Raw genomic sequence first — 12,350 nt, forward strand, 5'->3', positions numbered from 1 at the left:
CGCGTCGTCATGCCGAGGTCTCAGACCTGGGCGGCAGCCACGACATCGATGACCTTGCGGCCGCGACGGGTGCCGAACGTGACCGCACCGGGCGCCAGGGCGAACAGGGTGTCGTCGCCGCCACGGCCGACGTTCACGCCGGGGTGGAAGTGCGTGCCGCGCTGGCGGACGATGATCTCGCCGGCCTTGACGACCTGGCCACCGAAGCGCTTGACGCCCAGGCGCTGGGCGTTCGAGTCGCGACCGTTGCGCGAGGAGCTCGCGCCCTTCTTGTGTGCCATGACGAACCTGCTTTCGTGCTCAGAAGTGTGGGGGGCTGGGCGTGCCTGTGGCCGTACGGCCGACGGCGCGAGATCAGGAGATGCCGGTGACCTTGAGGCGGGTCAGCTTCTGGCGGTGACCCTGGCGCTTGCGGTAGCCGGTCTTGTTCTTGTACTTGAGGATGTCGATCTTGGGACCCTTCTCGTCCCGCACGACCTCCGCCGTCACCTTCACCTTGGCCAGCGCCGAGGCGTCGGTGGTGACCGTCGCACCGTCGACGAGCAGCAGGGCGGTCAGCTCGACGGTCGAGCCGGCCTGCGCGGAGAGGCGGTCGACGACGACGACGTCGCCGACAGCGACCTTCTCCTGGCGGCCGCCAGCCTTCACGATCGCGTACACCACGTTGCTGCTCATCTCTGCTCGTCGAACTGCGAATGTCATAGAACTGCTTGTACCTGCGCTACCTGCCGACGTCCGCGCACATCCCGCACCACCGGTGTGCACCGGTTCCCGTGGGGGTTCGCGTCGACGCTGATCTATCGGAATAGAGCGGCACGCATGATCAGCGCGCACGACGCGCCGACGTTCAAGAGTACGGACCGCACGCGCCAGGGTCAAACCTGGACGGCTCCCCCCGCGGGCGACGTGACCGAACGCACGCCGCCCCCGAGCGGGCTCAGTGCTGCTCGTGCTCCTGGTGGGACTCGTTCTCGGTCTCGTGCTCGACCGAGGGCTCCTCCTGGGACTCGTCCCCGGCCTCGCGCTCGGACTCGTCCTCGGCCTCGCTCTCAGCCTCGTTCTCAGCCTCGTCCTCGGCGTCAGCCTCGAACACGTCGGCCGGGACCGGGGTGAGCTCCAGCTCCTCCAGCTCCTCCTGCGCCGACTCCTGCGGGCCCGCCACGGTGGCCTCTGGGTGCGAGACCGCGAGCTCGGCGAACACGTCCAGCGCCGGCGGCGCGGGCGCGACCTGCTCGGTCTCGACCTCGCCGACCTCGTCGACGGGCGACTCCTGGTCCGGAGCGCCGGCCGGGGCGTGGTCGTGGTCGTGCTCGTGCGCGTGCGCCGCGGCCGCCGCGATGGTCGCGAGGGTGGCCTTGACGGCCTCACGCGCCTCGGGCAGGACCGGCACGCCCGCGTGCGGCGCGTGGGATACCGGCTCCTTGGCCGTCCCGCCGCGCTTGCGACGCGACCGCGGTGCGGCACCGTCGCCGTTGCTCGGCGCCTGCTGCTCGCCCGCCTCGGGCCGCTGGTTGTTCTTCTCGATGGGCTCGTCGTGCACGATGAAGCCGCGACCGTGGCAGTGCTCGCACGTCTCGCTGAACGCCTCGACCAGACCCTGGCCGACGCGCTTGCGGGTCATCTGCACGAGGCCCAACGAGGTGACCTCGGCCACCTGGTGCTTGGTGCGGTCGCGCCCGAGGCACTCGACCAGGCGGCGCAGGACCAGGTCGCGGTTGGACTCGAGCACCATGTCGATGAAGTCGATGACGATGATGCCGCCGATGTCGCGCAGCCGGAGCTGGCGGACGATCTCCTCGGCGGCCTCGAGGTTGTTGCGCGTCACCGTCTCCTCGAGCGTGCCGCCCGAGCCCGTGAACTTGCCGGTGTTGACGTCGACCACGGTCATGGCCTCGGTGCGGTCGATCACGAGCGAGCCACCCGACGGCAGCCAGACCTTGCGGTCCATGCCCTTGGCCAGCTGCTCGTCGATGCGGTGCACGGAGAACACGTCGGTCTGGGACGTCCAGCGCTCGACCTTCTGCGCGAGGTCCGGCGCGAGCTCGTCGATGTAGGACGAGATCGTCGACCAGGCCTCGCCACCCTCGACGACGAGCTTGCTGAAGTCGTCGTTGAAGATGTCGCGGACGACGCGGATGGCCATGTCCGGCTCGCCCTGCAGCAACGCCGGCGCGGACGCGGTCTTCGACTTCTTCTCGATCGCCTCCCACTGACCCTGCAGGCGGGCGATGTCGGCGCGCAGCTCGTCCTCCGAGGCCCCCTCGGCCGCGGTGCGAACGATGACGCCGGCGGAGTCCGGGACGATCTCGCGCAGGATCCGCTTGAGGCGGTTGCGCTCCGTGTCGGGCAGCTTGCGGCTGATGCCGGTCATGCCGCCACCGGGCACGTAGACGAGGTAGCGGCCGGCGAGCGTGACCTGCGAGGTCAGGCGCGCGCCCTTGTGGCCGATCGGGTCCTTGGTGACCTGCACGAGCACGGGGTCGCCGGACTTCAGCGCCTGCTCGATCCGACGGGCGGACCCGCCCTCGAGGCCGGTCGCGTCCCAGTTGACCTCGCCCGCGTAGAGCACGGCGTTGCGGCCCTTGCCGACGTCGACGAAGGCGGCCTCCATGCTCGGCAGCACGTTCTGCACGCGGCCGAGGTACACGTTGCCGACCATCGACGTCTGCGCCTGGTTGGACACGTAGTGCTCGACCAGCACGCCGTCCTCGAGCACCGCGATCTGCGTGCGCTCGTTCTTCTCGCGCACGATCATCGTGCGCTCGACGGACTCGCGGCGCGCCAGGAACTCCGACTCGGTGATGATCTGGCGACGTCGACCGGCGTCCCGACCGTCGCGGCGCCGCTGGCGCTTGGCCTCGAGCCGGGTCGAGCCGCGCAGCGCGGTGACCTCGTCGCTCGGCGTCCGGGGGCGAGCCGTGCGCGGCTCGCCGCCGCCGCCCTCGCCCTGACCGCCCGAGGACCCCCGACGACGGCGCCGACGACGACGGCTCGAGCCCGCCTCGTCCGACCCGTTCTCGTCCGTGTCGTCCTCGTCGGCGCCGTCCGACTCGTCGCCGGCAGCACCGTCGTCGGGCTCGTCGTCGTCGGACGCGCCCTGCGACGCCGGACCGTCGGAGCGGCTGCGCCGCCCGCGGCCGCCGCGGCGACGACGACGGCGCGGTGCGCCCGCGCCCGTCGCTGCGCCGTCGGCACCCTCGCCGTCGTCGCCGTCCTCGTCGTCGGACTCGTCGTCGTCCTGGTCTGCTGCGCCGGCGTCGTCCGCGTCATCCGCGTCGGCACGGTCCTGCGACTGCGCGAGATCCTGCGCGAGGTCCCGCGCGAAGGCGGCCTCGAGGTCGTCGGCGTCGTCGGTCTCGTCGTCCTGCGACTTGTCGGTGCCCGCGCCCCCGGCGGCCCCGCCGCTGCGACCACGGCGGCCGCGGCGGCGCGAGCTGCGCGACGCCGGCGAGCCGGTCTCGCTCGCAGCTGCCTCGGCCTCGGGCGCGTCGACGGTCTCGAGCGCGGCCGGTTCGACGGTCTCGGCCTCCACGCGGTGCGCTGCCTCGGAGATCTCCTCCGGCGAACCGGTGCTCGCCTGGGCGCGCCGGCGGCGGGGGCGGGTCGCGCTCGGGTCCGGCGCCTGGAACAGCAGGGCGGTGGTGGCGAACCGCGGTCCGGTCGTCGTGGTGCTGGTGGTGGACGCGACAGGCGCGACCGACCCAGCGGCCTCTGCGGAGGCCGGCGGGTTCGCGGCGAGCTCCGCGAGCACGTCGATCGTGGGCGCGACGGGCGCCTCGTCCTCGGCGACGACCTCGTCCTCGGTCGGCTCCGGCTCGGCCACCGGCTCCGGCGTCGCGACGGGACGGGTGCTCGCTCGGCGGCGGCGCGGCGCCTTGGCAGGCGCGGCCTCCTCGGGCGCATCGGCCTGCTCGGCGACCGCGTCGGGCTCGGTGGCGGCAGCGGGCTCGGTGGCGGCAGCGGGCTCGGTGGCGGCGTCGGGCTCGGTGGCGGCCGGCTCCGCGACGGGCTCGGCGGAGGCGACCTCGTCGGCGCTCACGGGCACGACCGTGCGGGTGACGCGGCGGGACTTCTTGACGGGTGCCGCGGGCGGCGCGGCGGGCTCGGCCTGCGCCACCGGCGCGACGGCAGCCTCGACGGCGGCCGGCTCGACAGCCGGGAGCGTCGTCACGGCCTCGGCCGCGGCCTCGTTGCTGGGCGCCGCGGTGACGCGGGTGGCGCGACGACGGCGCGGGGCGGTCGTTGCTGCCTCACCCTCGGCGCTCGTCGCTGCTGCGTTGGTGAGGGTGTTCTCGTCGGTCACGCGAAGTGCTCCTGGGTACCGGGCATCGCCACCCACACATCAGGCGGTACTCGGCAGGTCGGTCGTCGCACGCGTTCTGCGCGGCGACGGAAAGTCGGCGGTCGTGGCTGCTGCACCGGGTCGGCGCCATCGCCTGCGAGGCCGGGCCGGCGTCCCGATCTGGGGCGTCCGGCTGGCAGGGCGGCGGCTGGCGCGCACGACAAGGTGATGCTGCGAGCTCAAGGGTCCCGTGACGGTGTGGTCGCCCAGGGAGCCGCGGCCAGTATCGCACAGCGATCCCCCGGTCGCAGCGACGCTCCGCACGAGTCGTATCGCAGACGCCGGATGTGGCGAACCTGCCAAAGGTCCCTGGTCGCAAGCCCGGCCGGGAGGGGCAGGATGGGGCTGACCGCCTCGACCACCCCCGACGGAGGGCTCCCGTGGACCCGCTCGACCTGGCCCGCCTGCAGTTCGGCGTCACGACCGTCTACCACTTCATCTTCGTGCCGCTCACGATCGGGCTCGCGCCGCTGGTCGCGATCATGCAGACCATCTGGGTGGTCACCGGCAACGAGCGGTGGCTGCGGCTGACCAAGTTCTTCGGCAAGCTGCTGCTGATCAACTTCGCGATCGGCGTGGCCACCGGCATCGTCCAGGAGTTCCAGTTCGGCATGAACTGGTCGGAGTACTCGCGGTTCGTCGGCGACGTGTTCGGGGCTCCTCTGGCCATGGAGGCGCTGGCCGCGTTCTTCGTCGAGTCGACGTTCCTCGGCCTGTGGATCTTCGGCTGGGACAAGCTCCCGAAGAAGGTGCACCTCGCCACCATCTGGCTCGTCGCGCTGTCCACCAACCTGTCCGCGTTCTTCATCCTCGCGGCGAACTCGTGGATGCAGCACCCCGTGGGTGCGGTCTGGAACGAGGCCACCGGCCGCGCCGAGATGAACGACATCGGCGCGGTGCTCACCAACTCGACGCTGTGGGCCGCGTTCCCGCACACGATCACCGCGGCGTTCGTCACGGCCGGCACCTTCGTCGCGGGCATCTCGGCCTGGTGGATGGTGCGGCTGGTGCGCGCCGGGCAGGTGGACAAGGCGCGCGACGTCTACCGGCCGGCCGTCGTGCTGGGCGTCATCGTCATGTTCGTCGCCGGCGCCGGGGTGGCGCTGAGCGGCGACCAGCAGGCCAAGCTCATGTTCCAGCAGCAGCCGATGAAGATGTCGTCGGCGGAGGCCCTGTGCGAGACGGTGGACGGCGCGTCGTTCTCCCTGCTGGCCATCGGCGACCTCAGCAACTCCTGCGAGGGCGTGCGGCACGTCATCGAGATCCCGGGCCTCACGAGCTTCCTGGCCAGCGGCGACTGGAGCGCTCCCCTGCCCGGCGTCGAGGACCTGCAGAAGCAGTACGAGGCGAAGTACGGCTTCACCGACGACGCCGGCAACCCGATCTCCTACCAGCCGAACCTGCTGATCACCTACTGGTCGTTCCGTCTGATGATCGGGTTCGGCATCGGCTCGGCGGCGCTCGCCGTCTTCGCGTTCTGGGTGACGCGGCGCGGTCGGGTGACCGGCAACGTCTGGATCGGACGGCTCGGCATCGTCGCCATCGTGACGCCGTTCCTCGCGTCGTCGTTCGGCTGGATCTTCACCGAGATGGGCCGCCAGCCGTGGGTGGTGGCCCCGAACCCCACGGGCGTCGACGGCGTCTGGCTGCTGACGCAGCGCGGCGTGTCCACCGTCGTCGGGACCGGGACCGTGGTCACGTCGCTGGTCACCTTCACGCTGCTCTACGGGGTGCTCGCCGTGTTCTGGTACCGCCTGATGCATCGCTACACGATCCAGGGCGTCGCGGACACGGAGCACGACCCGAGCCCCGACAACCCCGAGAACCACGTCGACCCCAACGACCCGGACGCCGCGGCCCGCCCGCTGTCGTTCGCGTACTGAGAGGAGCCCGGCCATGGATCTGACCGTCGTGTGGTTCCTGCTCATCGCCGTCCTCTGGACCGGCTACCTCGTCCTGGAGGGCTTCGACTTCGGCGTCGGCATGCTGCTCGGCCTTCTCGCCCGCGGGGACCGGGCCCAGCGGGACCGGGACCGCCGCGTCATGATCAACACGATCGGGCCGGTCTGGGACGGCAACGAGGTGTGGCTGATCACGGCCGGCGGCGCCACGTTCGCGGCCTTCCCCGAGTGGTACGCCACGATGTTCTCCGGCTTCTACCTGGCGCTGCTGCTCATCCTGGTCGCCCTCATCGTGCGCATCGTGGCGTTCGAGTGGCGCGGCAAGATCAACAGCGACCGGTGGCGCTCGCTCGCCGACGGCGCGCTGATCTTCGGGTCGTTCGTGCCCTCCATGCTCTGGGGCGTCGCGTTCGCCAACCTCGTGCGCGGGGTCGAGCTCGACGCCGACCACCAGTACGTCGGGGGCTTCTGGGCGCTGCTCAACCCGTTCGCGCTCCTCGGCGGCGTGACGACGCTGCTCCTGTTCCTCACGCACGGGGCGGTGTTCCTGGCCCTCAAGTCCGACGGCTCGATCCGGGACCGCGCCGGCACGTTCGCGGCACGGTCGTCGATCGTCACGCTCGTCGTGGCGGCCGCCTGGGCCATGTGGGCGCAGGTCGCCTACTCGGTGGCGTGGACGTGGATCGCCGTAGCGGTCGCCGCCGTCTCGCTCGTCGTGGTCGTGGTCGCGGCGCGGGGTCGTCGCGAGGGGCTCGCGTTCAGCGCCTCCGCCGTGGCGATCATCGCGGCCGTGGTGCTGATCTTCGGTTCGATGTACCCCGACGTGATGCCGGCGTTCGACCCTGCCAACTCGCTGACCATCAGCAACGCGTCCTCGACGCACTACACGCTCGTCGTCATGACGTGGGTGGCCGTCGTCCTCACGCCGATCGTCCTGATCTACCAGGGCTGGACGTACTGGGTGTTCCGCAAGCGGATCTCGTCGTCGAGCATCCCCGAGCACACGGGCCTGACGTTCGACAAGGTCCCGCCGCTGGAGCCCGAGCCGGCTGAGAAGGGGTGAGGCCGCTCGATCCCCGGCTGCTCCGGTACGCCCGGTCGGCCCGGGGCTACGTCTACCTGACCACGGCGTTCGGCGTGGTCACCGCGGCGCTCGTCGTCTGCCAGGCGCTGCTGCTCGCGCACGCTCTCGGTTCCGCGGTCCACGACGGCGCGACGCTCGCCTCGCTCGCACCGACGATCGCGTGGCTCGCGGTCGTCGTGGTCGCACGGATGCTCGTGACCGCCGGTCAGGAGCGGTTCGCGCACCGCGCGGCGACCGCGACGATCGCTGAGCTGCGCGAGCAGGTGGTCGAGCACGCCGTGGCGCTCGGCCCGCGCTGGCTCGCGTCCGGCGAGGGACCGGCGGTCGCCACGCTGGCCACCCGCGGCCTCGACAACCTGCAGCCGTACTTCGTCCGCTACCTGCCGCAGCTGCTGCTCGCCGCCACCGTGACCCCCGGCGTCCTGCTGGTGGTGCTCGGGCTGGACTGGGTGTCGGCGGCGATCATGGTCGCGGTCCTGCCGCTGGTGCCGATCTTCATGATCCTGATCGGCCGCCTCACGCAGGGGCGGTCCGAGCGCGGGCTCGTCGCGATGCAGCGGCTCGGTGCGCAGGTGCTCGACCTCCTGTCCGGGTTGCCCACGCTGCGCGCGCACGGCCGCGAGCGTGGGCAGGGCGCACGCGTGCGCGTGCTCGGCGACGCCCACCGCGAGGCCACGATGGGCACCCTGCGGATCGCGTTCCTGTCCGGCATGGTCCTCGAGCTGCTGACCACGTTGTCGGTCGCGCTGGTGGCCGTCGCGATCGGGCTGCGGCTCGTGTCCGGCGACCTCGCGCTGACCACCGGGATCGCCGTGCTCGTGCTGGCCCCCGAGGTGTTCCTGCCGTTGCGCCAGGTGGGGACGCAGTTCCATGCGGCCGCCGACGGGGTCGCGGCCGCGGCGCAGGCGTTCGCCGTCCTGGAGACACCGGTCCTCCCCCGAGGCACCACCCCCGCGCCCGACCTGAGCACCGCGACGATCGCGCTGACCAGCGTCAGCGTGCGGACCGCCGGCGGACGCACCCCGGCCGCCCTCGACCTGTCCCTGCGTCCCGGCACCGTGGTCGCACTGACCGGACCCAGCGGCGTCGGCAAGACCACCGCCGTCGAGGTCCTGCTGGGCCTGGTCCGGCCCGACGCGGGGTCGGCGACGGTCGGGACGCTCGACCTCGCCGACGTCGACCCGGCGACGCTGTGGTCCCAGGTCTCCTGGCTCCCCCAGCGACCGGTGCTCGAACCGGGCACGATCGCGTCGATCGTCGGGCGACCGGACGCCGCAGCGGCCGCGCGCACGGGTCTCGACGCGGTCCTGGCGACGCTCCCCGACGGCTGGCAGACCGAGCTCGGCCGCGGCGGGGAGGGTCTGAGCCTCGGTCAGCGGCAGCGGGTCGCCCTGACCCGGGCCCTGGTCTCGGAGGCTCCCCTGGTGATCCTCGACGAGCCGACCGCGCACCTCGACGCGGCCGGCGAGGCGGTGGTCCTGGACACCGTCCGGGCCCTGCGCGAGGCCGGTCGGACGGTCCTCCTCGTCGCGCACCGGCCCTCGCTGGTGGCCTGCGCCGACGTCGTCGTGGAGGTCCGCAGCGCGGTCGACACGATGGACACGGCGGTGCCGGCATGAGGCCCGCCGGGACCCTTCGGCGTGGCGTGATGCTGCTCGACGTCGACCGGACACGCGCGGCCCTCGCCCTGCTGCTGGGCACCCTGGCCCTCGGCTGCGCCGTCGCCCTCGCCGGCACCGCCGCCTGGCTGATCGCCCGCGCCTCGCAGATGCCCGACGTGCTCGCGCTGTCCGTCGCGACGGTCGCGGTCCGCGCGTTCGGCATCGGGCGCGGGGTCCTGCGCTACGTCGAACGGCTGGTCTCGCACGACGTCGCACTGCGCGGCATGACCCAGCTGCGCACGACCCTCTACGACCGGCTCGCCGTCGGCCGACCCGACGCGCTGGTGCGACTGCGCCGCGGCGACCTGCTCGCCCGGGTCGGGGCGGACGTCGACGCCGTGGGCGACGTCGTCGTCCGCGGGCTGCTGCCGATCGGCGTCGCGACGCTGCTCGGGCTGCTGACCTCGGTGGCGATGTGCCTGTTCTGGCCGCCGGCCGGGCTCGCGCTCGCCGCCTGCCTCGTGCTCGCGGGCGTGGCCGCGCCGGCGCTCGCGTCGCGTGGCGCACGGATCAGCGAGCAGCGTGCGACGCAGGGCCGGTCCGACATGACGGCCGCGGCGCTCGGGCTGCTCGACGACGCCGGTCCGCTCTCGGTCGGCGGCCGCGTGGCGCAGGAGCTGACCGCGCTGCGCGTCGCCGACGAACAGATCGCGGACGCGACCGACCACGGCGCACCGTCGGCAGCGCTCGCCGCGGGGCTCGGACAGCTGGCCGTCGGGCTGGCCGTCCTCGCCGCGCTCGTCACCGGGATCCCGGCCGTGACCTCGGGCCGGCTCTCGGCCGTCGACCTCGCCGTCATCGTGCTGACACCGCTCGCCGCGTTCGAGGCGACCACCCTGCTGCCCGCAGCCATGATCCAGGTGCACCGTTCGCGCGCCGCGGCCGCCCGGGTGCTAGCGCTCCTCGACGACGGCGCGGCCGGGCCCGTCGCGGTGCAGGATGACGCACGCCGACCCGTGCCGTCGCTCGAGGCGGTCGCGCTGTCGTGCGCCTGGCCGGACGGCCCGACGGTCGTGGACGACCTCGACCTCGCGCTCCGACCCGGTCGCTCGATCGCGATCGTCGGCCCGTCGGGCACCGGCAAGACGACGACGCTGCTGACCCTCGCCGGACTCCTGCCCGCTCGGTCGGGCGCCCTGACGCTGGACGGCGTGCCTGTCGCCGACTACGGACGCGAGGCGGTCACCGCGACCGTCCTGGTGGGCACCGAGGACGCGCACGTGTTCGGCACGACGGTCCTGGAGAACCTGCGGGTGGCCCGCGGCGACGTGACGCGCGACGAGGCGACGGCGGCGCTGGGACGCGTAGCTCTGGGACCCTGGCTGGCCGGGCTGCCGGAAGGTCTCGACACCCTGCTCGGCCCCGACGCCCGCACGGTCTCCGGCGGCGAACGCCGCCGCCTCCTCGTGGCCCGCGCCCTGCTCTCGTCGGCACCCCTGCTCCTGCTCGACGAGCCCGCCGAGCACCTCGACCCGGCCACGGCCGACGCGCTGGTCACCGACCTGCTGCGGGACCCCCGCGGTGTCGTCGTCGTGACGCACCGCCTCACGCCGCTCGCGGCGGCGGACGACGTGCTGTGGCTCGACGGCGGACGCGTCCGGGCCCGCGGCTCGCATGCCGACCTGCGGGCCGGCGTTCCCGGCTACCGTGAGGCGCTGGACCTGGAGAGCGAGGGCGGAGGGACTGCTCGTGCCTGACGCGGCCCCGCTGACGCCCGACATGCTCGACCAGCTGCTCGACGCCATGGTCTCGGTCGCCGGCGAGGTCGACCTCGACACCGTCCTCGACCGGTTCGTCCGCGTCAGCGCCCGACTGACCGGCGCGAGGTACGGCGCCATCGACGTCCGCGACGCGCACGGCCGGTCGATCACCTTCGTGCGGACCGGCCAGGCGGGCGCCCTGGCCAAGGCCCTCCGCGACGGTCCGCAGCGCCCGGCGGTCCTCGGCGCCCTGCCCGCACAGGGCGCGCACCGGCTGGCCGACCTGCGTCGGCACCCGTCCTTCGACGGGTTCGGGCGCGTCGGGACGCCGACGACGTTCCTCGGCGCGACGCTGCACGTAGGCACGCGGGTGTTCGGGCACCTGTACCTGGCGGGCAAGCCGGTGCCGTTCACGGCCGCCGACGAGAAGATCGCCGAGGCGCTGGCCGCGGCCGCCGGTGCCGCGATCGCGAACGCCCAGCTGTTCGCGGAGGCGGACCAGCGCGAGACGTGGCTCCGGGCGGAGCAGGCCATCACGACGATGCTGCTCAAGGGGGTCGACGCCGAGGACGCCCTCCGGCTCATCGCCTCGACGGCCCGGGAGGTGGGCGGCGCCGAGACGGTCGCGCTCGCGCTTCCCGGGGTCGACGGCGAGCTCCTGGTCGAGCTCACGTCCGGGCAGGACAGCCACCACCTGCTCGGGGCGCCCATGCCGACCGGCTCCCGGGCGAACGCCGTCCTGATGACCGGCAGGGGCATGACGGTCGCCTCCCTGCAGGCCGCGACGCCGGTCGCCGTGCCGGCGATGCGCGCCTTCGGACCCGCGCTCTTCGCGCCGTTCCGCGCCCCGGGTCGCGGGCTCGGGGTGCTGATCCTGCTGCGCCGGGTGGGCGGCGCGCTGTTCGACGACGCCGACCTGGGCACCGCCGTCTCGTTCGCGGAGCAGGCCGCCCTCGCATACGTGCTGGCCGAGGCGCGTGCCGCTCAGGACGCGGCGACGTTGCTCGACGAGCGCGAGCGGATCGCGCGGGACCTGCACGACCTGGCCATCCAGCAGCTGTTCGCCACCGGGCTGCAGCTGGAGACGGTGCGCCGACGAGCCGCGCGCGGGGTCGACGCCACCGAGCTCACCGGCATCGTCGACGACGCCCTGGAGAGCGTCGACGGCTCCGTGCGGGAGATCCGGCACATCGTGCACGACCTGCGCGACCCCGACGGTGGCGTCGGCGTCGTCGCACGCCTGCGCCGGGAGATCGACCTGGCGCGGACGGGGCTCGGCTTCGCGCCCACCTTCGTCGCGACCCTCGACGGCTCGCCCGTGGCCGAGGGTGACCTCGACGAGGACCGGCTGGACGAGCGCGTCGCGGGCCCGCTCGCCGGCGACGTCGTCGCGGTCCTGCGCGAGGCGCTCGCCAACGCCGCCCGCCACGCGGAGGCCCACCGGGTCGACGTGCGGCTCGCCGTGACGTCGTCCGGGGTGGTCGTGGAGGTCGACGACGACGGCCACGGGATGCCGACCGGACCCGCCCGCCGCTCGGGCTCCGCCAATCTCGCCTCGCGGGCCCGCGCGCGAGGTGGGACGTTCAGTCTGGGGTCGCCGCACCAGGGCGGGGGCACGCAGCTCGTCTGGTCGGCGCCGTTGCCCTGACCGACGGGGTCGGG

8 protein-coding genes are annotated in these 12,350 nt (G+C 73.4%); 5 read left to right on the plus strand and 3 right to left on the minus strand.

Annotated features, from left to right (window positions below; translation table 11 throughout):
* Window positions 1-20: 20 nt before the first annotated feature.
* The 3 genes from rpmA to ACPPVS_RS12975 all read right to left on the minus strand — a co-directional run bounded on the left by rpmA (window position 21) and on the right by ACPPVS_RS12975 (window position 4,303).
* On the minus strand, window positions 21-281 hold the full coding sequence (gene rpmA / locus ACPPVS_RS12965; RefSeq protein WP_426592673.1) for a 50S ribosomal protein L27: 261 nt from the start codon (window positions 279-281) through the stop codon (window positions 21-23).
* 73 nt (window positions 282-354) lie between these two features.
* A complete protein-coding gene (gene rplU, locus ACPPVS_RS12970; protein ID WP_426595975.1) occupies window positions 355-663 on the minus strand; it encodes a 50S ribosomal protein L21 in 309 nt (102 codons plus the stop codon).
* 274 nt (window positions 664-937) lie between these two features.
* Complete coding sequence (locus tag ACPPVS_RS12975) at window positions 938-4,303, minus strand: Rne/Rng family ribonuclease (RefSeq protein WP_426592674.1); 3,366 nt, start codon at window positions 4,301-4,303, stop codon at window positions 938-940.
* A 419-nt stretch (window positions 4,304-4,722) separates the two neighbouring features.
* Between ACPPVS_RS12975 and ACPPVS_RS12980 the strand changes: the two genes are divergently transcribed.
* The 5 genes from ACPPVS_RS12980 to ACPPVS_RS13000 are packed head-to-tail and all read left to right on the plus strand — an operon-like array spanning window position 4,723 to window position 12,336.
* Window positions 4,723-6,225, plus strand: a complete 1,503-nt coding sequence (locus ACPPVS_RS12980; RefSeq protein WP_426592675.1) for a cytochrome ubiquinol oxidase subunit I — start codon at window positions 4,723-4,725, stop codon at window positions 6,223-6,225.
* A gap of 13 nt (window positions 6,226-6,238) precedes the next feature.
* A complete protein-coding gene (gene cydB, locus ACPPVS_RS12985) occupies window positions 6,239-7,306 on the plus strand; it encodes a cytochrome d ubiquinol oxidase subunit II (RefSeq protein ID WP_426592676.1) in 1,068 nt (355 codons plus the stop codon).
* Window positions 7,303-8,946 (plus strand): thiol reductant ABC exporter subunit CydD, encoded by a 1,644-nt coding sequence (gene cydD, locus ACPPVS_RS12990; protein ID WP_426592677.1) that lies wholly within the window; start codon window positions 7,303-7,305, stop codon window positions 8,944-8,946. The genes cydB and cydD overlap by 4 nt, the downstream gene beginning before the upstream one ends.
* The gene (gene cydC / locus ACPPVS_RS12995) at window positions 8,943-10,685 is read left to right on the plus strand and encodes a thiol reductant ABC exporter subunit CydC (RefSeq protein WP_426592678.1); all 1,743 of its coding nucleotides are present in this window, start codon (window positions 8,943-8,945) and stop codon (window positions 10,683-10,685) included. The genes cydD and cydC overlap by 4 nt, the downstream gene beginning before the upstream one ends.
* Window positions 10,678-12,336, plus strand: a complete 1,659-nt coding sequence (locus ACPPVS_RS13000; RefSeq protein ID WP_426592679.1) for a GAF domain-containing sensor histidine kinase — start codon at window positions 10,678-10,680, stop codon at window positions 12,334-12,336. Before cydC ends, ACPPVS_RS13000 begins: the two co-directional genes overlap by 8 nt.
* Window positions 12,337-12,350 lie beyond the last annotated feature (14 nt).

This window comes from Cellulomonas sp. McL0617, from assembly GCF_049994875.1.
Taxonomy (GTDB): Bacteria; Actinomycetota; Actinomycetes; order Actinomycetales; family Cellulomonadaceae; genus Cellulomonas.

Coding starts and splice junctions, on each gene's coding strand:
- rpmA (WP_426592673.1), bottom strand. CDS start 281: ATGGCACACAAGAAGGGCGCGAGCTCCTCGCGCAACGGTCGCGACTCG.
- cydB (WP_426592676.1), top strand. CDS start 6,239: ATGGATCTGACCGTCGTGTGGTTCCTGCTCATCGCCGTCCTCTGGACC.
- cydC (WP_426592678.1), top strand. CDS start 8,943: ATGAGGCCCGCCGGGACCCTTCGGCGTGGCGTGATGCTGCTCGACGTC.